Source organism: Clostridium sp. DL1XJH146 (assembly GCF_054819755.1).
Genome location: NZ_JBTVVN010000015.1, coordinates 26,826 through 49,826 on the forward strand (window position 1 = coordinate 26,826; position 23,001 = coordinate 49,826).

Consider the following 23,001-nt stretch of genomic DNA (forward strand, 5'->3'; position numbering starts at 1 on the left):
TTTTCAATAGTGTTTGATGATGGCATCATAGCCATCTGTTTTTAGTTTTTTTATCATTGCTTCCGCGTTTTCTTTTACTGAATAGGCGCCCACCTGCACTCTATAATATTTCTTTTGCGCTTCTGGTATTTCTAATGCAACCTTTACCGCAGCTCTAAAAGTATCCATAGACTCTCCATGCTTTGGAAACCAGTGCATCACATCTGCATGGTTACTTGCAATTCCAAGTCTATGGCCTTCACTGTGACAGATGATATCTTGTTCTGTAAGATCATATTTCTTACAAAGAAACACACAAAGCTCTACAGCATTTTGCCATACTGCTCTGAAATAAGCTTCATTCTTTTGAACATCATACCCCGCCAGTGTTGACCCACCAGAATAAGAAAACCCACCTGGTTCACAAATTTCAAAACCGATGTGGGTATCGTTAGCTTTTCCTCCTGCATGCCATCCTCTGTGGTTCCAAGGCAGATACTGAACAACTTCTTTATCATCTAAAAAGGCATGTACACAGGCCTGACGGTTAATCTCTCTTTTTTTATAAGACTTATTCCACCTGCTAAACCAATCTGCTGCCATCACACCCGGTGTTGCGGTGGAATGTACCATAATGCCTTTAGGATTAATCTTTTTTCCTACTGTATAACAATCATTTCTTGTCATATATTTTGATATAAGTTTCATCTACTTTTCCCCCTTATCTTGTTGACTTAATTGTGCTAATACATCTTTTAATTTTTCTGGCACAGGTAGTCCAATCTTACTGGCATTTTCAATAATACTAATACCTTCATTAGAAATATAAAAGAAGATGACCGCTGTACGAATAGCACTGCCATCACCAATAATCTGGCTATCTATAATATGGGCCACACCTACCAGTGTAAAAGTAAGTACCTTTTTGAAAATTCCTCTAGAACCAACCTCACTTGAAAGCTTTTTTTCTAAAATTCCACACATAATACCTGTCAAATAATCTACTACCACAAAGGCAATAAGTGCATATAAGAAACCATCATTCCCTCCAAGAAACCACCCCAGCCATCCACCTATTGCTGTCAAAAACATCTGAACATAATTCCAAATCGTTTTTATCGTCATTTTTCTACCTCTCTTTCTTTACTTATTGATCTATATAAAAAAGACGACTATGATGTTTAGTCATAACCGTCTTTAAATTTCCTTCTATTTAATAAGGTGCATAATACACATAACCGCTGGCTTTCACATAAAATCCATCTCCTGGAACATAAATAGCTCCACCAAAAGTATCATACTCACTAACCGTAAATCCTGGTTGCTCTGCACCTTCCCAAGTAAGTCCGTCATCAGACACACAAAGCATCCCTTCTGTAAAGAGCGCAAACTTGCCCCAATCTTCCATCCAAATAATGTTTTGAGGATTTGGATTATCATTATCTGCAAGGTCTCCAACTCTGTTAAGATTAGTTTCTGTCACTTCTGTTGCGGTATCATTTAAAACACATAGCTTCACATAGTAGGCGTAATCGCCACCTACGTTAATATAGGTATATTTCATAACAAATAATACATCGTGAACAGAACGAATATACATGTAGCTTGTCTCATTCGTATCTTCTGGAATTGTTGTTGTCCATATACTAGGATTTGCTGTACTGGCAGTAGCTATTTCTGTATCGCTTCCTACAACACCAATAAATAACCCTTTATGGGTGGTTAAATACTTAAAGATTGGAACAGATACTCCGTCAGCGCCTACCAAAGTCCAGGCTGTTCTTTCAGTTAAAGAATCAAAACTGTAGTAAACCGGCGATTGATAATACCACCAACTAACCACGCCACTGCTTCTTGATATATCATAAGCGCCACAGGTCATAGCATTATGGGCACTGGCACAGTAGCCTGCATTATGCCAAGTGATTCCATCAAAAGAAGCGATAATATTAGCCATACCTGTTATTTTGGCAATAAACACACCATCTCCAGCCCATAAAATAACTGGTGCACCGTAGCCCCAATATGGACTATCGATAACGGTCCATTGTTTAGTGGAGTTATTATAATATGACATATAAGGTGTTTTTGCTTGATATACCGCTATTTGAGCATTTCCATTATCATAAATATCAATCCTTGTTTCATCGACATATTGGGTATAGCCAAAATCACTATAATACATCTTGGACCATGAAAGAGTTGGAATACCAAAGACTACTTTACCTCTACCACCAAGAGCTACCCAGATGGCTAAAGCATTATTAAAATTTTTATCATAACTCATACCAAAGCCTCCTTCTATGCCTTGATGACGCTAGTAATTCTACCACTACCATCCACTGTATAGTTATAGGTTTCTGTGGTGTAATCTGCATAAACAATTTCAAAATTTGTACTGTTGACTGTTAGTTGAGAGACTTCTTTTAATAGAAGTTCTGAAAAAATATTATCCAATGTAATACTTGTAATTCTGCCGCTACCATCTACTGCAAACGAATAATTGGCATGATACTGCTCAGCCGCTCCATTTTCTATAGCATAAGTTACATCAATTGTACTTTCATTTACCACAATATTAGAAACAATGGTATAGGACACCCCTAAATCATTTACCTGGGTTTGAATATCACTTACAGAGCTTCCTACACTTGAGATGGAGTTTTCCAGACGATAAAATGTATCTGAAATACTAGGCCTATAATTTCCAACTTCGACCCGAATATCATAGCGGTAGAAGGGATTAAACTCAAGCGATATAATTCTGGTTTTTACATTAATGCCAAGAGGCGTGAACACAATCTGTACATTATCACCAACAGCAAGATTCAATAATTTAAAGAAAGAAATATCATAAGAAGATGCATTCTCCCTAGAATCGTGTGATACTGCCACATTGGTGACATTTTTGTTATCCATCACCTGTTTATAGGTATTGCTTCCTCGATGACTCCTTATATTAATGTTATACCCATCGTATTCTATCTCAGCGCCCAAGATAGCAATATACTGCATAAGAGCTGCACGTCTTGAAACATTCTGATTGATTTTCATAGTAACGCTTTCTGTGAAATCAACTTCTCCTGCTGTAAAAGGTGTTCCACTAAGAACTTCTGCGAGTCCTACTGCTGGATCTCCTATAAAATCAAACTCGCCGATATTATACATCTCATGGTTTAATACATAGGATACATGCTCACACATCACAGAGCAGATAGGAAGACTACCCTGCAGAGATTTACTTATTTGGACGAGTTCAAAATATTGATTATCTAATTTTGCTATTTGTTTAACTTTCAGTGCTAGTGCAGATTTTGCAAGAACTGTAAATGATAGCGTATATTCGCCTTCAAGAGTTTCTCTTACATTTGCGCTCATGACTTTTTTGATGCTTTGAATTAAGGTTGCGCCTGCATAAATTTCAATCATAGCCTCTCCCTCCTCTGTGTTTTTATGATCCAGCTACTCCTAAATTTCTAACCGTTACTGTATTTTGATTCCACTGTAATTGAGCAATCACTCTCGTTAAAACAGTACCATCAATGCTCAGCGGAATAGTCACATCAAAGACAGCTCCTTCACTTCCTTTTGCACTTGCTGTCACCTGACTGTTTAAATCTAGGTCAAAGTCTGTAGGAATGGCGCCTTCCATGTCTTTTTCTACATCCCCCATAGCATCTGTAAAACCAACACCAATACCGGCCCCCATATTCTCACCAATACCCGCAAAGACTTTCGATGGAGAGTGAATACCAAGGACACCTTTTACACTGCTGACAATACCACCGACAAAATTACTAACTTTTCTTTTAATCCAACTAATCATGGATGCAATCCCATCCCAAAGCCCACGAACAATATTGACTCCTATACTACCAATAGAATAAGTAGCCTGTCCTATACCGTTAATAATGGCTGATACAATTTGTGGTAACTGGGCCACTAATTGAGGAATAGCTCTAATAAGTCCTGCTGCTAACTGAACCGTTAGTTGAATCCCCATCTCAATGATAGTTGGTAGATTATTTGTAATAAAATTAATAATACTTGATATAATTTGAGGTAGTGCTTCTATAAGTCTTGGCAATGCGTTTAATATTCCTACTGCAAGTCCTTCTATGATCTGAAAAGCTGCATCAAGAACTAAGTCCAAATTGTTTATGATGGTTTCTACAATTAAAATAACTGTATCTACAATAGCTGGAATAAGCTCTGGAAGTGCTTCACCAATACCTGTCGCAAGAGTTACAATCATCACAAGTGCCGCTTCAACAATCGCCGGCAAATTTTCTAGTATTCCATTTACTAAAGCTAGAACCAGTTGCAATGCTCCCTCTGTTATCTGAGGAAGAGCTTCAATTAAGCCATTTACTAATGTCATTATTATATTAGTTGCTGCATCTATTAAAGTGGGTAGGTTTTCTATAATTCCATCTACTAAAGCTAAAATCAAATCTGGTGCTACAGCTGCTATGGCAGAAATTAAACCCGTAACTACATCAAGGACCCTTGGAAGTATCTGTGTAATCTGTCCTACTGTTTCTTTTGCTCCTTCCATCAAAGTTTCTGCCGCTCCTTCTTGTCCAGTGATTAAACCAGTTAGCCCATCAAGTATCATTGTGAATCCAGGTAGAAGCTCTGATGTTATATTATTTTTTACACCTGTAAAAGAACGAGTAAGATTATCCATGGCATCTGTATAATTAACTGCTGCATTTACTGCTTCATCACTCATTACCATTCCAAGGTCATGAGCCTTTTGCTTAAGTCCATTTGTTCCTTCTGCTGTTTGATTTAATAAAGCTGCAAGTTCTACTGAAGAAGTACCAAGGAGATCATTTGCAATGGCAGCTTTTTCACCTTCATCAGCTATTCCTTGAAGACCACTTATGGTCATATCAAAAACCTCTCCTCTAGATTTACCCTGGAGGTCTTCCATAGATATGCCAAGTCGCTGAAATTTTTCAGTAGCCGATGAACTTCCATTAATGGCATCATCAACAGTATTATTTAGCTTTTTCATTCCATTTTCTAAATTTTCAATACTAGCGCCATTTTGAGATAACACATACTCCCATTCTTGATAGCCTTCTCTAGATAGACCTATTCTCTGACTTGCCTTGTCAATTTCATCTCCAGCAGCTGCAGCATCATTTGCCATATCGTAAAGTTTTTTTCCTGCTGTCACTGCTGCTGTTCCTACTGCAGCCATAGCAGCTCCAATACCTACAGCTACACCTTTAACAATTCCGCCTAGCTTCTCAAACTTATTTCCAGCATCATCTGTAACTTTTGCTGTATCTTTGATTTCATCACCAAAATCATCTGCTTCACGTCTTGCTTCATCAAAGCCTTCACTTGCAGTTTCAAGAGCTTTGTTATTATCTTTAAGCTCTCCTTCCATCCCATTTAGAGCCGCCTTTGCATTATTAAGTTGAACCTGCCAAGCTTGTGTTCTTCTATCATTTTCTCCAAAAGAATCAGATGCATTTTTAAGTGCTTGCTCTAGCGTGCCAATTTTATTTTTTTGTGTATCAATTTCTTTATTTAGCACTTCATTTCTAGCAGTCATTGCCTCAACCGATTTATCTTGCTTGTCAAACTGGGATGTAACGAGTTTCATTTCACTGCCTAAGACCTTAAAATTTCTGTTGATATCCCTTAAGGCATTTTTAAATTCTTTCTCACCTTCTACTCCAATATGAAGTCCAAAATTATCAGGCACCCTTCCACCTCCTCTCTTTTAGGGCATTAAAAAAGACACCTCGTCTGAAGTGTCTAATGAAAATATTATTTATTTTTTTGTTTATAGTCTTAAAAATTAACCATTCTTAATCGTTAAATCCCCATAACTTTTAGCGTATTTCTATATGAACATTTTTCCCTAAACTTTTAGCAATTTTTATAAGAAAATCTAATGTCGGATTGTAAGAACCGCTTTCCAGCCTAGATATATTAGATTTTTGGGTTCCAGCTCTTAAAGCTAATTCTTCTTGAGTAATATGCATTTTCTTTCTTGCAGTAATAATTTGTGAAATCACTTCATATCTAGGTTGAAGTTTGTCATATTCTTCCTTAAACTCTTCATCTTTCACCAAGTTAGCTTTGACTTCATCAAATTTAACACCAGCTTTACTCATCTCTACACCTTCTTTCATAATCTTCTTTATATTTTCTTGCTCTTTCAATCTCGCGCTCAGGAGTTTTATTAGTCTTCTTCACAAAACCATTTAAAAGGACAAAGATGTTTCCAGTATAAGTGAAATAGAATATTCTAGATATATCACTAGAAAACTTAACTCTTAACTCATATATTCCTTTATTATTCTTTCCCTTAATTGGTTTTGTATGTGGTTCTCTAAGCTCAGACCCATGTTTTTTCAGCAATTCAATTTCACGAAAAGTTTTTGCTCTCAATTTAGGAGGTAACGATAATAAAAAATCTTGCACCGGTATATCTCCATTTTCTTTTTGATAAAATTCTAAATCGTAAGACAATCGGTTCCCTCCTTAGTAAAGTATATGCATTAGCTTACTTAAATGTTATCATATACGATAACTTTTTTCAATAGAAATTTTATTGTTTATAAAAAAATAAGCTAAAAAATAAACATCTAAATCCCAACCGGAATCACATCATCAATAAAATATTCCTTTCTCGGTTTTGAGATACCAATAAACTGCTTGTGACATTCCCAAAGGTCCATCAGATAACCAATAGGCATCAGCCACACTGATTCTTCTCTTTTATTTAGCTGTGCTATTCCATAATAAATCAGTCGGATAAATAACTCTTCATCACTTATCCGACTTCCTCGTTTTTTGATGCTTCACTCTCCACATGGCGCTTTGTACCTTTAAGCATACTGGCCATAATGGCATTTTTATACTCTGCTAGTTCAAAAGGTGTTGTGAGTAGTTCTACATCTTCTTCTTTTAAAAGTTCCTTCTTATTTGTCTTATTTCTGATGTTGTGAATCAGAATAGATTGGTTGGCAAGCAATGTAATCAACCATATTACTTCATCTAGTGCCATCTCAAAATCCTTTGTGTTCATTAGCTTATTCCCTAGATTTTCAAGTCCACCATATCTTTTTGCTATTTCCTTTGTAGCTCTGGTGGTAAGAATAAGTTTGTATACCTCACCACCAATATTTATAGATGTACTTCTTTCATCAGCTGCAATATCTACATCTATTGATTCATTATCTATATTTTCATTTGCCATTACTCATCACCCTTTCTTATAATTAGGTTGCTACACATTAAGATACAGTTACAGTAGCAACTTCTGTTGTTACGTCATCTGCACCAACTAAACTTAATACACAATAGTAGTAATAGCTTGCAGCAGTGAGCTCCGTAGGAATATCAAAGCTTGCAGATGTTTCTCCATTAATAATCGTTCCACCTGTATTACTTTCTGTTGTATTTTCATACCATTGATAAGTTACTGGATTACTTGTATTGCTGCTTGCAACAACAGAAAGACTTCCAGTAATGCTACCTGCTGTTACTTCAGTTAAAGCTATCGGCTGGGTTGTAACTGTAATTAAGGGTGTTACTGGTGTAAAGTCAGGCTCATAAATAGTTCCAAACCAACCTGTGATTGTTTCAGCTGCTACACCGGTATCTCCTTCTGTAACTTCTGCCTTCCAAGGATGCTTACTTTCTGCATCTAACTTATTTCTTCTAAATACTGTTCCTTCTATAGTAGGACTACTAAATGTAATAGAATCCCCTTTGGTTGCAAGACTTGTAGCAGGAACACTAAAGATAACTCTATATAGCCAAAAATATCTGTACTTTCCATTTGCCTTCTTAGCACGAAAACCAATGGCCACAGGGTTTCCTCCATCTTCACTTCTTGATACCACTACATTGTTACTATCAATTTTGCATCCCGTTAAATCCTGGGCCACAAGTGATCCTATATCATCAATACCTAGAGTTAATGCCCCACTTTTAAACTCCTTCACAACTTCTGAAGCTCCATCATCAGCATAAAGAATGGCTTCAATCAATTCTACACTCAGCTCTGCTGTCATTGCTTTTGCTAGAACCTTTGGTGCTCCATATGTCTCTTCTCCATTTTCATTCTCTGTGATTGTTGCATAATACAAACTATCTAATCCTATGGTTGCCATAATCGCATCGCTCCTTTCTTTTACCCACAAATAGGATATTTTTAAAAATCATATTCCTTTAGGACATCTATTGCATAATGAAAAAAACCTGTATCTTCTTCATAACCGATATAAAGCCTCCCGGTTATTGTGAAGCCACCTTCTATAAGAAGATTAACCATCTCATTTTTTCTTATCATATAATTACATTTTGCAAATAGGGAAATTCTCGCTTCTTGTATTTCTTTTTGAGGCAGATTATCTGCATAAAAATCAAAGAGATCATTCATAGGTGTAATAACTAAATATTCAACCTGTGCTTCTTCACTAAAAACACCTGTTTCTATAGGAATATCTATTTCAGCAAGTGTCTCTTTTAAATCCCTTAAAATACTGTTATACTCACTCATCATCTGCCCCCTTCCAATCTATAATTTTTCTATTTCTTCATCTAGTTTCCTTTTCATTGTTTCAATACACGCTTTTCTGCTTGCACTCTTTGCCGGCTTTAAAAAAGGTTTTGCAGGTTGACCTGATTTACCATATTCAATAATATTAGCAAGCTTAGCATTAGACTCACCATCACTTCTTGGTTCATCAAATCCTACCTTTACATTATAATTCCCTTTTTTGTCTATACCAGCTGGAGATACACCTAAAGCTTCTATAAGTTCTCCTGTAGAACGAGAATCATATTTAGTGTTATTCCCAACCACTGCCTGAAGGTTTGATTTCACCTTATCTTTGACTACTTCCCCACCCTCTTTTAATATCTTAGGAATAATTTCATCTGTTTTATCTTCCAACTTGGAAACTTTTAAAAGAAACTCTTCTGGCATTTTAAAAGATGCTCTTGCCATATCAATCACCTATCCTTTTGATGGGTCTACCTTCACAGCTATAGCTTCAACATACATCTTGTTTAAAACTTCTGCACTCTCAATGGTGTATCTTCCTGTATCACAAACCAGGATCATGCCACTTTTAATCTGAATTCCAGAGATTTTTCTAAACTTGAAAATGGCATCAGCTTTTGTAAATGCCGCCATGTTGGCCCATTTTCTTGAACCGTGTTTTTCTTCTTTGTATGCTCTTACACTTGCAATAATATTATCTGTCTCCGATTTAAATCCTTCACTATCTTTGGTGTTTATTCTTTCTATAATATCTATAAGAGTGTTCATTTTACCAAAGCTCATATATGATCACCTGTTTTATTCTCATAATCTTTAAATTGCTCTTTTTCAATCTCTGGGTGTCTATTCTTTTTCCTTCCTTTTTTGTAACAGCACTTTTGTCTCTTCTTATATTTTCTTTTTCCTTTACTTTGCTTTCTATTCTTTGCTTCTATCACACCTGCCACTCCTTTCCCATCCTTAAAAGAAGATGAACTGTATTCCATACTTGCTCTGAAGCTTTTACATTGTCATTAAAAAAGCCACCAGTGGAACCATCTCTACTCTCATAAAAATGAGATGCCAGCATAATGATACCTTGCTCGGTAGCTGGTGACATTGTATTTTCTGTGTAATAATTAAATCCTAAATGCTGAAAACTCTCCGCATAACTTGTAGCCGCTGAAATGAACCCTTCAATTAACCCATCATCCACATCTGTTTCAATAATTAGATTGGCTTTTACCTTATCAAGTGATGCCATTATTTATCACTCACTTTCCATAAGGCCAGCAGTCTTTAGTTTGGTAATTAGGGCATTGAAATCTGCAACAAGAGTAGCTGTATCAGCAGCAACACTGTCTGCTTGTATAGCTGCAGGCTTAAGTTCTGCTCCATTAAATGTAAGTTTTCCATCTCCTTCAATAGATAGTTCTCCACCAATAACAGTTTTATCTCCACCTTGCTCGGTATAATTTTTTGTATTATAACTCATCGATTTTGCTCCTTTCATTTAAAATAGGCAGGTAACCAAAAAGACTACCCACCTTAAAGTTGAATCAAAAATACTAATGTCATTAAGCCTTTTGTTGAAGTACCTTGATGGCTTCTGAAAGAATTAACTTTCCATCAAGTCTTTGTGACGCTAAGAAACCAACTTGGCCATTTGCTGCATAAAGCTCATTAAGTCTCTTAAATGTTCTGCCTTGTCGGTCTGCAATCCAGTAATAATTGAAGTCTCCAAAAAGAATACTTTTTGTTCCTGCTGCAGCTGTTGGCATATACTGTGAAGTAGTTACAGGACGATTAAGAATTGTATCTGGTGTTCCTGCTTTTACCGATGGATTCCATAAGTACTGACCCTGACCATCTTTTAGCTTTCTAATTTTTTTGATGGTATCATCGTTAATAACAAAGGATGCATTCTTTCTGTAAGGTGCTTTTAAGCTATGGTACAAATCAATTATTTCATCAAAAGTAAGAGCTGTAGCACTTGCAGCAGTAATACCAACTTCTGCACCACCTGTTGAATTTAAAAGCCCTGTTGGTTTACTGCTTCCGTTTCCAATTAAGAATGCTTCTTCTTCAGCCGCACCAATTCTTCTTGCAAACTCTGTAGCTATATAACTCTCTAAATCAAAGAAACTATCATTTAAAAGTTCATCTGATACCTTAAGCATCGTTCCTACTTTGTAAGCTGAAAGTGTCACTTGACCAAAAGTATCATCACTTTCACTAAATGCAGATTCTTCATCCATCCAAGCAGCACTTCCATGACTAGCTACAACAGGAATTTTTCTATCTCCGTAACTAGTTGTAATGACATGACAAAGATTTCTCATAACATTGGCTTCTTGAAGAGCTTTAAGCAGTTGATTTTCATACTCATCCGGTACAAGGAAACCACCTTCTGAATCTGTACCAATCTGAAGTGCATTTTGAACAGAAGGATTTACTTTGTTTCTCATCGCTCCCCAAAAGGCAACTTTATAATCATCAGATGCTCTTCCTTTTCTTTGCTCTTTCATTTTTTCTGGTCTTGTAGAAAGAGGTGTTGATACTGCTGCTGATAATTCTCTGTCAAGCATTTCTTGACGCTCTAATCTTTCTACTTCTTTTCCAAGATCAACAACTTCTTTTTCCATCTTTTCATAAGTTCCATTATCCTCTGGTGAAATCAGTCCATTTTCACCACGATGTTCATCTAAAAACTTCTTAGCTTGTTCCCATACTGTTGCTCTTTTTTCTCTTAATTCTTGAATTTTACTCATCTTTCTACCTCCAATTTTTAATTAGTTCCAGCCTTTTTTGAAGCTGATTCACTGGTATTTGGTTTTCTATCTCTTTTATTTCCTGTGTTTCTTCTTCCTTTTCACCTAATTTTGCTGTAACCTTTCTTGACTTACTTGCCTTCACTCCCGGCAATTTATTAATCAAAGCATTGGTTACTGTGAGCTTGTCAAAAATAAAACCAGCTGGTTCTTTTTCAGCCGATTTCTCTTCATAAAGAATTGTGTCTGCAAAATTAAGATCAATGGCCTTATGAGCACTCATCCATGTTTCTGCATCCATCATGCGAGCAATTTTTGCTCTGGATAAACCACTTTTTGTCTGATAGGCATTAATAATACTTTCCTTCACTTCACTTAGTAGATTAATACCTGCCTCTAAATCTGATACTTCACCAGCTACTAACATGGCAGGATTATGAATCATGATCACAGAAAGTGGAGATACACACACCTCATCTCCTGCCATAGCAATTACAGATGCGGCACTTGCTGCAAGCCCATCTACATGAACACTGACCTTTCCCGGATATTCTTTAAGCATGTTGTAAATCTGGGCTGCTGCAAAACAGTCTCCTCCCGGTGAGTGAATTTTCACAACAACATCATCTAATGTGCTGCCATCACCATATAAATCTGTTTTAAATTGTTTAGGGGTGATTTCATCATCAAACCAAGAATCTTCTGCAATATATCCTTCTAAATAAAGGGTTCTTATTGGATTTTCCCCGGCTTCATTCTTCACCCAACGCCAAAACTTGTTCATTTATTTGACCTCCTTTTCTGACATTAAAAAAACACCTCTGCTTATTAAGAGATGCTTGGTTCTCGTGGACACTTATCCACAATCTATACACTTTTTTATAACAACTTCTTTTATTAACTTGTTTATTTACTATCTGTCACAATCTCTTCAAGAGCTTTCTTTGCATAAGCTCCTGCCATATTAAGAGGTAACATGTTACCGTTGGTGAGATATAAATCTCCTCCATCTTCGGCTGATATTGGGTCCATATTTTCCATACGTCTTACATCATTAACTGAGAAGAAACCATTCTGAATGCCAATAGCATAACCATCCATACGAGATTTATAGTCACCTCTCATTAAGGCTGATGTGTTAAAGGATACAAAGTATTGACCTTTTTCACTATCCTTAAATAGCCTTCTATCCATTGCCTGTTCAATTCGAACTAACCACGGTCTTATGGTATGAACCACAAAGCTAATGGATTGATTTTCAATATTGCTAAATGAACTTTTACTCAAATCTGCTACCATATGGGGTGGTACTTGAAAGATACGACAGATTTCTTCAATCTGAAACTTTCTTGTTTCTAAAAACTGGGCATCAGAGTTTGGCATACTAATTTGCTGGTAAGTAAGACCATCTTCTAATACTGCCACCTTATGACTGTTACCCGTTCCACCATAGGTAGCCTGCCAAGCATCTTTTACTTTTGTAGGATCCTTAATGGTTCCCTGGGTTGATAATATGCCACTTGGTGTAGCATTATTGGCAAAGAACCTACCACCATATTCTTCAGCTGCAATGTTAAGGCCAATGGCATTTTTAGCTAGTGCAATCGGCGAATAGCCCATAATGCCATCAAAGCCAAGTCCCGGTATATGAAGAACTTCATCCGTACTAAGATAATAGGTTCGCCCTTCTTTTAAGTAAGCATAATATAACTCCCCATTTTTATCTCTATCCACCGTCATCTTATCGGGAAGGAGTGGATACAGTTCTAATACTTCACCTTTACCATTTTTTATAATTTGGCAGTAAGCATTCCCCCAAAGAAGCAAATGGGTCATCATAGTTTCTCTTAGGGTAAAGGAAGTCATCTCAAGGTTTGGCTCATCATGAAGCAATTTATACAATGGATGATCATAGACCTTTTCCTTCCCATCACCTACATATTTGTAAGTATGAAGTGGAAGTGATGCTACAGTTTCTGCAATAATTCTTACACAAGCAAATACTGCAGTGGTCTGCATGGAACTTCTCTCATTTACAATCTTCCCTGATACACTTTGTCCCATTAGAAAAGATGGTGCAGAACTTACACTATCTTTGGGTTTATCTCTTGCCTTAAAAAATCTTTGTAAAAAGTTAGCCATAGAATTTAATCACTCCTCTCTATCCCAATATAATCATATCTCTTCTGTCATAAATGGAACCTTCTTCATCAGTGGGATTAACTGATGCTCTTGCAAGTCCCATAATAAGGGCCACAATACCATCTATTTTTTCTGATGATTTTTCTTTATCTACCTTTATGTTTCCAGCAGGATCTGTTCGGACCACAAGGTTGTCTGCCATCCAACGTAGTACCGGATGTCCACCATGAGCTATTTGTTTACTTAATATAAGTCGCATCAACTCTTTAGTAGGTGGGGACATATCTTTAAATCCCTGGCCAAATGGCACAACTGAAAAGCCCATAGCTTCTAGGTTTTGACTCATTTGTGTAGCTCCCCATCTGTCATATACAATTTCTCTAATGTTATATTGCTCTCCTAATTTCTCGATAAATTTCTCAATAAAACCGTAATGGACCACATTTCCTTCTGTTAGATTAAGTAACCCTTGCCTGTTCCAAATATCATAAGGAACTGAGTCTCTTTTCACCCTTTGGGGTAAGGTTTCTTCTGGGAGCCAAAAGAAAGGGAGTACCTGATATTTATCTTCTTCATCTTCCGGAGGAAATACTAAGACAAAGGCAGTAATATCACAGGTCGATGATAAATCTAGCCCACCGTAACAAACTCTACCTTTTAACTCTTCTGGGTCTACATTGAAGTTACATAAATCCCATTTCTCCATTGGCATCCACTTGATTTGTTGTTTAAGCCACATATTCAATCTTAGTTGTTTAAACATTGCAAGGTCTGCCGGATCATCTTTTACCCCATTATAATGTTCTCTTACTCTATCTATAGAAATGGTATGTCCAAGACTAGGGTTAGCCTTATACCAGTTTTTTTCATCTTCAATGTCTGCATCATCTTCTAATCCATAAATTATAGGTAAAAATGTAGAATCTGCTTTTCTTCCATCTAAAATATCTTTAGCCTTTTGATGCATCTCAAATCCATAACCCGATAATTTATTCCCCGCAGTTGTAAGATAAATAAACAAAGGTTGTTCTCTTGCATCTCCAGAACCTGTCGTTAACATTTTAGCAAGGTCTGGATTAGGATAAGTCCATATCTCATCAAGTATGACACAAGAAGCATTCAGTCCTGATTTGGATTTAACATCAGAACTTAGAACCTGATAAAAACTTCCAGTTCTTGAATACACTATTCTCTTTGTTGATTTTACTGTATTAGTAACCTTTGATAATGTTCTATTTCCTTCAACAAAATTCATACTGGTATTAAAAATAATGCTGGCTTGCTGTCTATCACAAGCTGCAACATACACTTCTGCATTGTTTTCTCCATCAGCACATAACATATATAATGCAATAGCTGCGCCGATTTCCGACTTACCATTTTTCTTTCCTATTTCTACATAAACCGTTCGATACTGCCTTGTACCATCTTCCCTCAATGTACCGAAGGTCTTTTGAATCAACTCCTTCTCCCAGGATAAAAGAATAAAGGGCTTCCCTGCCCATTTTCCTTTTGTGAGTTTTAATTGCTGTATAAAATTAATAGCATGATCTGCATGTGCTTCACTGTAGGGCATGAAATTTCCCTCCTTCCTTATTTTTCTTTCATGATATCTTCACCTGTAGGAACTCCAGCAAGGAGTGCTTCCATCTCATCACCTTCAACAGTGTCTTTATTATTGGTAATATTGAGTCTGCTTCTGGCCGATGGTGTTAGTCCTAATTCAGAGGCAAAGTTTCTCATTTGTTTTAAATTCTGCTGAGCAATAGATACTTGAGGAATTTGCTGAATATATCCTGAATTCGTTTTTAGAATCGAACCGTGTTTTGTAATGAACTCTTCTGCTTCTTTCCATCTTGCATAAGCTTGGCAGTATCCAGCGAAGGCAGCCATATCTACTCTGGTCAGTAAACCCATAGCTTCTAGTTCTTTAGCTAAACGTCTCCATTCTTTTTTAGCATCTGGTAATAACCATGAAGGACATTTAGGCGCTACCTTCTTTGGTTTTGGCTCATTTTTATTCAGTGGTCTCTTCCCTGGATTGCCTTCTAATTCTTTTATTGCTGTTGGTTTTGGTGGTCTTCCTCTGCCTGCCATCGCTTTCACCTCCATTTCCTTGTTGTTTTTAATCTATCTAAACGAGAAAAAGAGCCCTATTCAAAGACTCTTTCACTCGTAATTTTCAATATCAGTTTTAATGTTATTTGTTTCTTATTCCTTTAAAATTATAATTTCCTTTTCTAATTGCTTCATGCTCTCCCTTTACAGCCTTATTATAATCAGGATCATTCATTTCCTTCTCTTTACATGATATGCACAAACATTCCTCATTAAACATGGACATGATACGTCCACTTTCTAAACTGCCACCACATCTATCACAAGTCTTTTGGGTAAAGAATTTATCCATGATTCTCTTCACCTACCGTTCTGAAAGCACCACTCCCTTCTAAATTTTTAAGAAGTGTCTTTCTTGTTGCTTTATACTCATTACCTTTCATACCAATGCGAATGAGCCAGGTTCTAAAAGCATACTTTGGATTATCATCCTGGGCCTGCTTAAAGGAAGCTCTTTTTAATTTCTTAGCAGTGTCACTTATAAGCACACACAAGTCTTTAAAAGCATTCAGTTTTTCATCATCCATTTGTATACCATCTAATTTAAAAGTTAGCGTTTCTTCTTCAAGGTTAAATGCTAATCCAGGACATCTAGCTTCTCCAAGTTTTTTGATAACCCCATTTAATTCTTCTAAAGTTTCTACTGATTCTTTACTTAAATCTTTAGCAAAAGTCGCATCCATAAAAGAAACATTACTTTTAAATGAAAGCATAATCAGTTTTTGTTTGCTATAAAGCATGTTGATGATATTTATGATGCCAGTAGCTGTATGTCCCTCTAGAGGAAGTTTTATTTCTAGACCAGTTACCTCTTGAATAGCTTCAGGCGCCCCTTCAACTGTTTCTTCTAGCTCATTATTTTCAGTTGCTTCTGTTCCCTCTTCATTTGCTACTGCATTGACAGTTTCATTAGGTGCAGCTACTTCTGTTACCTCTTCCTGAGGTGCATTTAAGATATCCTCTAAGGTCATGAGTTGTCCTTCTCTTGTTGTAATGTTTCCGAATCGGTCAATGGTATAAGTTTCTGTGGCTGTTCTGACTTCATAGTTAAATGTTGGAACACTTAAGTATTTAGATTTTACACCAAAATGCTCACCAAGTGCTTTAACAATTGCTTTTCTATCCATTCGCTTTACCTCCTAAAGTTTTTGTACTCTATACATCCCTCAAGAGGAAGATATATGCAAGAGATTTTTCAATAAAAATGCACTTTATTATCCGCATTCAATTCGCAGTGCGGGTATTTAAGTGCATTTCTTTAAAAAGAGTACTAGAACCCTTTATAATTTTGGGGTTTAAAGTTCTAGCCCAGTATATCGGGGATAATCATATCCTTCTGAATTTACTAATACTGTTTCACCAGTAGCCATATGCTTTACTCGTATACACAGAATTTCACCTTTCTCATTCATGCCACCATCTTCACTACTTATCCAAGGCTGGTCTCTTAAGAAATTCTCAGAAAATCTTTTGAAATCTATCTCATTAAGAATAACTTCTCTTGTAATGATATATGTCTGACCTGTTTTGCCAGTCTCTATGGCTTCTTGAGTAAGCTCCTTTAGTTCTTTCATGTTATAAATTTTCCTGCCAAACAATGCCTTTTTCATATGCATCCACCTTCATTTTAATTGTTATTTCCATCTAATATTCCAGCCATTATAATATCTTTGGTGGATGCTTTTTAATCTCTTTTTCACTGATTTCCAGGGCCTTTTCAATCACTTTTTTATCAAAACCAGCCATTTCATATCCAGCCTCAACGATTTTTAAATACCTATGACTCGGCAAGTTAATATGAATTCTTTCAATAAGCTTATCTGTCATAATATATACCATAGCGGTTACAGTTTCTCCACTCTCAAGGGTTATGTCTACCTCTTCCTTTTCATAAAACCTTGGATATCCTTCGTAAAAATCAAGAGCCCACTCATCATCTGGCTGAAGCTCCCAAACTAGTACGGGTACCTTCCCCCCACGTCTTTTTTCAATGGTTGCATAGGCATTACCCGGTGCCCCTTTAAACAATAAGCGGTAACCTTTTAATATCCCTTTACCATACACCTTAGCTGTTGGACATCTGTAGGCCATTTGCTTTAGATTCAAATTAGAACCATAAGCGATATTCAATCTTTTTTCTACTTTCATATATCATTCATCCTTTCTAGAAAGGCCTTTATTACCACACCCTTTGGCTTTTGTGGGCTTGTTTTCTGCTTCCTAAGCATTAACCCTTCTACCACCTCAAGGGCGGTTATCCGCCCATGGTTTGAAGTAGCCGCCTTTTTAGTTTTTCTTATCTATGCGGCTCCTCGAAATCTCCAGCTGCTTGAACCCGCTAGGTGCTTACAAAGATGCTCTCTGCAGTTTTTAAATTCATCCCCGATAAAGCCGATTCGGTTAAGCCAAGTCCTCATTGAGAATTTAGGGTTTTGAATTTGTGGCTTTTTAATAGTTGCAAATTTCTGAGTAAGCGCTTGATTGTTAAGGGCCAGTGCTAAAACAATGTTTGAGCGAATCACACCAGCATGCAAGGTTCCATTAAATCCCCTAAGTTCTACGGTGCCTGCCCCATGAAAAAGGCTGTGCAGGTTTAAAAAATGATATCTGCTTTCGTGGTAATGTCTTTCTCTTCTTTCGCTGTAGCCTTGGTACCAAATATCTTCAATCTGCTTCATAGTTTTTGGTTTTTTCTTATTCATTCTTTTAACCAAATCTTCATCCATCTTTTTGCAATACCTCATTCTTTCCGGTTCAATCTGCAGGCTTTCATAAAGTAGGTCGTTTCTTGAATAAATGATGTTCACAAAGTTTCGAATGCTTCTTGGTGTATGGTCTGCCCCGTCAAGATGTATATGAATTCCTACTGATGCATTCGTGAATCCGCCGGCTTGTCTAAGCTTTCTAATCATTTCTTGCAAGGTTTCAATATCCTCTTTGTAGGTAAGGATTGGGCTAACCAATTCAACGCTGTATTCTCTTCCGGCTGAAACCTTTCTGCCATTTACTTTCTTTTGGGTGTAAATGCTACCGTCATACATTAATTTCCAAACCCTATTATCCTGTGCTATTATTTTATAAGTTCCGTAATAATCATCTAGCTTTTCAATGGTACCTCCTAAATGTTTAGCGACAACCTTTGCTGCTTTGTTTCTTGTAATGCCTGAAAATTCTACTTCAATTCCAAATCTGCTTTCTAAAAAATTTGTGTTTGCCATGTTTTTTCCCCTTTCAAGTTTTAATGTGTTTCTTTGTTGTGTACATATATCACTCTAAAGGGAATTAATAGCAAGTCATTTTTAAAATAAATACAGTGTTTTTTAGGTAAACTTTTAATTGAAAATCTTATTCCACTTCCACGTATTCCATGATGATACTTAAGGCTTCATCATATGAACCAGAAGCCATCACCCTATCAGAACATTCCTTTGCTTTATCAGCTTCACCATTATCTTTTAATGTTCTACTAACCCTACCCAGGATCAAAAATATGTTGCCATCCTCTCCAAGTAATTTACATTTTGGTTTTTCATTCATTACGCCACCTCCATTTATTTTGGGTAGTAGCATATTGCCATAACTTTATCTACTATTCAATAGCTTCTTTACAATCTACAAGGGATACCGCAACAGCAAAAGCAACATTTACCGTTACTGCATTACCAGCTTGTTTATAAAGCTGGGCATCTGAATTAACAGCTCTAGCTCTTTCAAAGTACTCATCTGAAAATCCTTGTAGCCTAAAGCATTCTTTTGGTATGAGTCTTCTAATCCTATAATTATTTGAAAGTGTCCCTTGCATACACGACGTATCCAATGTTTGTGCCACCTTCTTGCCAACTCTTCCTCTCCTTGTCTTACTATTAGGAAAAGAAATATTAATACTATCTCCGATTTCTGCCTCAGCAAAACCTTTTTTTGTAGCTTCTTTGATAGCTACACCTTGTCTATCCTGAGAATTTAGCGTGAACATCGGCTCATCTGCATTTTTCATTCTTCTAACATTTTGCCTTTTTTCTTTTCTGTCTGGCGTCATAACAGAATAAGCTTCAAGAACCTCACTATTCATAGCCGTTCTATTAACGATACCAGCCGTATATCTTGATGTTATACATCTAGATTCTTCAGTTATCTTGGTTCTTTGAGTAGATTGGTCGATAAAATATAAACCTGTTTTCGCACCAGTACCTCCACCATTTGCAGTTAATGTAGGTGAAATACCTTCAGGATTATACACATTCCCACTAGCTCCTTTATTACTTGGATTAATATTACCAATTTTATAAAGACCAGTCTTTGCACCAACACCACCTGCACTACTTTGCAGTGTACACGATACCCCATCAACGTCATACACTCTGTATCCTTGCGCACCACCTATAATTTGCTTAAGAGCAGCTGTGTTTTTTCTTCCGATAGGTAATATTTCTCTTCTACCTCTGCTTCTAAGATTTGCGATAATGTACACACGCTCTCTATTTTGGGGAACTCCGAAATCTTTAGAGTTAAGCACCTGCCACATTGCGTCATACCCTGCTTCGCAAAGCTCAGAGAGAACTGTGGCAAAATCAAATCCTCCATTAATTGATAACAAGTTCTTAACGTTCTCAATAAGTAAGTATGTGGGTTTATCTTTTTCTTCTTTGCCCTTGATGAGGTCAATAATGCTGAAATAGATTCCACTTCTTTTTCCTCTAAGTCCTTTTTGTTTTCCCGCAACCGAGATGTCTTGACAAGGGAATCCAAATGTCCAGATATCTGCGTAGGGGATTTCATCTGCTTTGATTGCTGTAACGTCATCTCTATACCACTCTCCATCCGTATCATACATTGCTCTATATGATTTAACTGCAAATTTATTTTTTTCACAAAATCCAATACATTCATGTCCTGCAATTTCAAGGCCTAATCTAAAACCACCTATACCTGCACAAAAATCTATAAACTTCACATTATCACCACCCCAAATAAAAAGAACAGTCAACTGAATTAACAGCTACTGTTCTTTAACTACATCTGCATATTTGATTTTCTCGCCATTTCTTGATAAATACACCTCTTTATCTGTACCAACCTGCTCAATATATCTCTTTACTATAACATCCGCATATTTTTCATCTAACTCAATAGTATAGCAAATCCTATCTGTCTGCTCACAGGAAATCAAGGTACTTCCTGAACCTCCAAAGGGGTCAAGAACTATGCAATTTGTCATAGATGAATTTTTTATAGGATAAGCTATTAAATTTAAAGGTTTCATTGTTGGATGCAATTCTGATTTTGTAGGTCTATCGAAATTCCATACTGATGTTTGTCGTCTATCTGCATACCACTTGTGTTTTCCATCTTTTCTCCAACCAAATAATATAGGTTCGTGCTTCCATTGGTATGGGCTTCTTCCAAGTACTAAAGATTGTTTAACCCATTGGCAAACACCTGACAAATAAAATCCTGCTTCTTGAAAAGCTCTTCTAAAATTCAGTCCTTGTGTATCGGCATGGAACACGTATATCGAAGCATCCTTTTCCATTACTTCAAATGTATTTTTATAAAACTTCAAAAGGAATTTATAAAAATCTTCATTACTTAAATTGTCATTTTGTATTGAACCCGCTTTACTAGAATAATTTACTGAATACGGAGGATCGGTAACCACTAAGTTAGCTTTCTTTCCGTCCATTAAACGTTCATAAGTTTTAGCTTCGGTGCTATCTCCACAAATAAGTCTATGTCTTCCAAGTAGCCACACATCACCTTGTTTTGATATAGCCGGTTCCTTTAATTCTTCTTCAACATCAAAATCATCCTCTTCTACATCTTTGTCATGAACTTGGCTAAACAAATCATCAATCTCAGCAGCATCAAATCCTGTAAGAGTTACATCAAAATCCTGTTCATCTAGATCTTTTAATAAATCTGCTAACGCTTCAATTTCCCAATCACCAGTTACTTTATTAAGGGCCACATTCAGAGCCTTTTCCCTTTCAGGCGATAATTTTACTACAACACATTCTACTTCAGTTGCACCTTCACCTATAAGAATTTTATATCTTTGATGACCACCTACTATGTTTCCCGTTTCTTCATTCCAGATGATTGGTTCAACATATCCAAACTCATGGATGGATTTTTTTAGCTTTTCATAAGCAGGGTCACCGGGTTTTAAATCTTTTCTAGGATTGTATTTAGCAGGATTAATATTTGTAACTAAAATTTTCCTAATATTCATATCTTGATTCATCTTCTCAACTCCTAAATTATAATTTTGGGTATAACAAAAGCCCGAAAACCAAGTCTCCGAGCTACAAAAAACACCTTGAATATCCTATTTACATAGGTTTGTTTTCAAGGTTATATTTAGTTTGAATTTATATTTGTAATAACTTGTAATTTAACTTCAATGCTAGTGTTCATAAGGATTCAGAGCCAATAATTGAAATCTAAGGTATCGCAAATCATTAAATGATACCCCCCTTGTGATTTTTGCGAATTATCACACACAACCCTAGCGCGTTGCGGGTTTGAGAGGTTTTATAAGATTCATACCCCCTACCCTCTATGGTTTAGGTACATTACCAAAGCCACTATCTTCTTTAGCAGTCTTCTTCGAGTGACAACTTTTGCACAGGGCCTGCCAGTTGTTTTTATTCCAGAAAAGTTTCATGTTCCCACGGTGAGGAATTCTATGGTCCACCTCAGTTGCCGGTGTTAGTCTTCCTTCTTTTTCACACTGAACACAAAGAGGATGTTCTTTTAGATAAACCTTGCGGGCTCTCCTCCATCTGCTGTTGTAAATTTTAGAGTTGATACTGTTTCTTTCTTTGGCTACTTGCTTTTTATGTTTATCACAGTACCTGTCATAACAAAGTTCATTACAACCAGGATACCTACATATAGATTTGGGACGGTAAGGCATAAAATATCATCTCCTACTCACATAATATGCTTCAATACACTATCCTTAAGCATTCTCAATTATAAACTGCTCATAAATTTTTCTAACATCCTTTGCTGTTAAACCTTCACCTACACACACAGCAATCTGCCTCCATGATAAAAAATGAACGTGTCTTAAAATCAATATCAACTTCTCTTGATCATTTGTAATTTTATCTAAATATCTATAAAGACGTTTTAGCTCATATAGATAATTCTTTAGTAAAAGTCCTCTTTGCTTACCTACCACCTCAAGAATTAATTTTAAATCTTTTTGCTCTTCAACGTTCTCTCCACTTAAAGTATCTTCAACCTGTTCCTTTGATAAATCAAATGTCTTTTTTACAGCTTTTTCGTATTCATTGTTGATTTTATACAAATGATTTAATCTATCTCTTAAATTCTTAATTGCTGGTTTTCTATTCATATCATTTATCCTTTCCCATATAAAAAGCCCCTGCAGTAACTTCTGCAAAGGCTTCTCTGTTATTTTTTCAGTTTTTCATAATACTATAATAACACATCTTGAAGCAA

The 23,001-nt window shown here is 36.4% G+C and carries 30 protein-coding genes and 1 pseudogene; all 31 read right to left on the minus strand.

All coding sequences use genetic code 11. The features are described 5' to 3' along the window. Positions 1–3: 3 nt before the first annotated feature. The 31 genes and pseudogenes from ACVHXK_RS09035 to ACVHXK_RS09185 all read right to left on the minus strand — a co-directional run bounded on the left by ACVHXK_RS09035 (position 4) and on the right by ACVHXK_RS09185 (position 22,894). The gene (locus tag ACVHXK_RS09035) at positions 4–687 is read right to left on the minus strand and encodes an N-acetylmuramoyl-L-alanine amidase (RefSeq protein ID WP_461206060.1); all 684 of its coding nucleotides are present in this window, start codon (positions 685–687) and stop codon (positions 4–6) included. Beyond that, complete coding sequence (locus tag ACVHXK_RS09040) at positions 688–1,104, minus strand: phage holin family protein (protein WP_461206061.1); 417 nt, start codon at positions 1,102–1,104, stop codon at positions 688–690. It lies immediately after the preceding gene. Positions 1,105–1,192: 88 nt separating this feature from the next. Then, entirely contained in the window at positions 1,193–2,266 is a 1,074-nt protein-coding gene (locus tag ACVHXK_RS09045) for a hypothetical protein (protein WP_461206062.1), read from the minus strand. Positions 2,267–2,280: 14 nt separating this feature from the next. Further along, positions 2,281–3,408 (minus strand): hypothetical protein, encoded by a 1,128-nt coding sequence (locus ACVHXK_RS09050; protein ID WP_461206063.1) that lies wholly within the window; start codon positions 3,406–3,408, stop codon positions 2,281–2,283. Positions 3,409–3,430: 22 nt separating this feature from the next. Continuing rightward, complete coding sequence (locus ACVHXK_RS09055; protein WP_461206064.1) at positions 3,431–5,704, minus strand: phage tail protein; 2,274 nt, start codon at positions 5,702–5,704, stop codon at positions 3,431–3,433. 130 nt (positions 5,705–5,834) lie between these two features. Further along, positions 5,835–6,119 carry a helix-turn-helix domain-containing protein gene (locus ACVHXK_RS09060; protein WP_461206065.1) on the minus strand — a complete coding sequence of 95 codons (285 nt, stop codon included), beginning with the start codon at positions 6,117–6,119 and terminating at the stop codon, positions 5,835–5,837. Then, on the minus strand, positions 6,112–6,477 hold the full coding sequence (locus ACVHXK_RS09065) for a type II toxin-antitoxin system RelE/ParE family toxin (RefSeq protein ID WP_461206066.1): 366 nt from the start codon (positions 6,475–6,477) through the stop codon (positions 6,112–6,114). The genes ACVHXK_RS09060 and ACVHXK_RS09065 overlap by 8 nt, the downstream gene beginning before the upstream one ends. A 116-nt stretch (positions 6,478–6,593) precedes the next feature. Then, the gene (locus tag ACVHXK_RS09070) at positions 6,594–6,785 is read right to left on the minus strand and encodes a hypothetical protein (RefSeq protein WP_461206128.1); all 192 of its coding nucleotides are present in this window, start codon (positions 6,783–6,785) and stop codon (positions 6,594–6,596) included. Then, positions 6,782–7,207 carry a hypothetical protein gene (locus ACVHXK_RS09075; RefSeq protein WP_461206067.1) on the minus strand — a complete coding sequence of 142 codons (426 nt, stop codon included), beginning with the start codon at positions 7,205–7,207 and terminating at the stop codon, positions 6,782–6,784. Before ACVHXK_RS09075 ends, ACVHXK_RS09070 begins: the two co-directional genes overlap by 4 nt. A gap of 343 nt (positions 7,208–7,550) precedes the next feature. After that, positions 7,551–8,126 (minus strand): annotated as a pseudogene (locus ACVHXK_RS09080) (major tail protein); the annotation flags it as partial. 41 nt (positions 8,127–8,167) lie between these two features. Further along, positions 8,168–8,515, minus strand: coding sequence for a hypothetical protein (locus ACVHXK_RS09085; protein WP_461206068.1), 348 nt, complete (start codon positions 8,513–8,515; stop codon positions 8,168–8,170). Positions 8,516–8,533: 18 nt separating this feature from the next. After that, positions 8,534–8,965, minus strand: a complete 432-nt coding sequence (locus ACVHXK_RS09090) for an HK97-gp10 family putative phage morphogenesis protein (protein ID WP_461206069.1) — start codon at positions 8,963–8,965, stop codon at positions 8,534–8,536. A 9-nt stretch (positions 8,966–8,974) separates the two neighbouring features. Next, positions 8,975–9,304, minus strand: coding sequence for a phage head completion protein (locus ACVHXK_RS09095; RefSeq protein WP_461206070.1), 330 nt, complete (start codon positions 9,302–9,304; stop codon positions 8,975–8,977). After that, positions 9,301–9,459, minus strand: a complete 159-nt coding sequence (locus tag ACVHXK_RS09100; RefSeq protein WP_461206071.1) for a hypothetical protein — start codon at positions 9,457–9,459, stop codon at positions 9,301–9,303. The genes ACVHXK_RS09095 and ACVHXK_RS09100 overlap by 4 nt, the downstream gene beginning before the upstream one ends. Beyond that, positions 9,456–9,764, minus strand: coding sequence for a head-tail connector protein (locus tag ACVHXK_RS09105; RefSeq protein WP_461206072.1), 309 nt, complete (start codon positions 9,762–9,764; stop codon positions 9,456–9,458). The genes ACVHXK_RS09100 and ACVHXK_RS09105 overlap by 4 nt, the downstream gene beginning before the upstream one ends. 6 nt (positions 9,765–9,770) lie before the next feature. Further along, a complete protein-coding gene (locus ACVHXK_RS09110) occupies positions 9,771–9,995 on the minus strand; it encodes a head fiber protein (protein WP_461206073.1) in 225 nt (74 codons plus the stop codon). A gap of 82 nt (positions 9,996–10,077) precedes the next feature. Continuing rightward, entirely contained in the window at positions 10,078–11,271 is a 1,194-nt protein-coding gene (locus tag ACVHXK_RS09115; protein WP_461206074.1) for a phage major capsid protein, read from the minus strand. 4 nt (positions 11,272–11,275) lie between these two features. Continuing rightward, complete coding sequence (locus tag ACVHXK_RS09120; protein WP_461206075.1) at positions 11,276–12,055, minus strand: head maturation protease, ClpP-related; 780 nt, start codon at positions 12,053–12,055, stop codon at positions 11,276–11,278. Positions 12,056–12,177: 122 nt separating this feature from the next. Continuing rightward, on the minus strand, positions 12,178–13,413 hold the full coding sequence (locus tag ACVHXK_RS09125; RefSeq protein WP_461206076.1) for a phage portal protein: 1,236 nt from the start codon (positions 13,411–13,413) through the stop codon (positions 12,178–12,180). 19 nt (positions 13,414–13,432) lie between these two features. Then, complete coding sequence (locus ACVHXK_RS09130; RefSeq protein ID WP_461206077.1) at positions 13,433–14,989, minus strand: terminase large subunit; 1,557 nt, start codon at positions 14,987–14,989, stop codon at positions 13,433–13,435. A 17-nt stretch (positions 14,990–15,006) separates the two neighbouring features. After that, complete coding sequence (locus ACVHXK_RS09135; RefSeq protein ID WP_461206078.1) at positions 15,007–15,510, minus strand: phage terminase small subunit P27 family; 504 nt, start codon at positions 15,508–15,510, stop codon at positions 15,007–15,009. Between the two features lie 103 nt (positions 15,511–15,613). Next, positions 15,614–15,823 carry a gamma-glutamylcyclotransferase gene (locus ACVHXK_RS09140; RefSeq protein ID WP_461206079.1) on the minus strand — a complete coding sequence of 70 codons (210 nt, stop codon included), beginning with the start codon at positions 15,821–15,823 and terminating at the stop codon, positions 15,614–15,616. After that, a complete protein-coding gene (locus tag ACVHXK_RS09145; protein ID WP_461206080.1) occupies positions 15,816–16,658 on the minus strand; it encodes a hypothetical protein in 843 nt (280 codons plus the stop codon). The genes ACVHXK_RS09140 and ACVHXK_RS09145 overlap by 8 nt, the downstream gene beginning before the upstream one ends. 168 nt (positions 16,659–16,826) lie before the next feature. Next, positions 16,827–17,141 (minus strand): DUF6329 domain-containing protein, encoded by a 315-nt coding sequence (locus ACVHXK_RS09150; RefSeq protein WP_461206081.1) that lies wholly within the window; start codon positions 17,139–17,141, stop codon positions 16,827–16,829. 49 nt (positions 17,142–17,190) lie between these two features. Next, positions 17,191–17,679, minus strand: a complete 489-nt coding sequence (locus ACVHXK_RS09155) for a gamma-glutamylcyclotransferase family protein (protein ID WP_461206082.1) — start codon at positions 17,677–17,679, stop codon at positions 17,191–17,193. 152 nt (positions 17,680–17,831) lie between these two features. After that, entirely contained in the window at positions 17,832–18,749 is a 918-nt protein-coding gene (locus tag ACVHXK_RS09160; RefSeq protein WP_461206083.1) for an amidoligase family protein, read from the minus strand. A 127-nt stretch (positions 18,750–18,876) separates the two neighbouring features. Then, positions 18,877–19,068: a hypothetical protein gene (locus ACVHXK_RS09165; RefSeq protein ID WP_461206084.1), complete on the minus strand. Its 192-nt coding sequence runs from the start codon at positions 19,066–19,068 to the stop codon at positions 18,877–18,879. A 52-nt stretch (positions 19,069–19,120) separates the two neighbouring features. After that, positions 19,121–20,482 carry a DNA (cytosine-5-)-methyltransferase gene (gene dcm, locus ACVHXK_RS09170; protein ID WP_461206085.1) on the minus strand — a complete coding sequence of 454 codons (1,362 nt, stop codon included), beginning with the start codon at positions 20,480–20,482 and terminating at the stop codon, positions 19,121–19,123. A gap of 45 nt (positions 20,483–20,527) precedes the next feature. Then, positions 20,528–21,760 (minus strand): site-specific DNA-methyltransferase, encoded by a 1,233-nt coding sequence (locus tag ACVHXK_RS09175; RefSeq protein ID WP_461206129.1) that lies wholly within the window; start codon positions 21,758–21,760, stop codon positions 20,528–20,530. A 327-nt stretch (positions 21,761–22,087) separates the two neighbouring features. Further along, positions 22,088–22,447, minus strand: coding sequence for an HNH endonuclease signature motif containing protein (locus tag ACVHXK_RS09180; protein WP_461206086.1), 360 nt, complete (start codon positions 22,445–22,447; stop codon positions 22,088–22,090). 45 nt (positions 22,448–22,492) lie between these two features. Next, positions 22,493–22,894, minus strand: coding sequence for a hypothetical protein (locus tag ACVHXK_RS09185; RefSeq protein WP_461206087.1), 402 nt, complete (start codon positions 22,892–22,894; stop codon positions 22,493–22,495). Positions 22,895–23,001 lie beyond the last annotated feature (107 nt).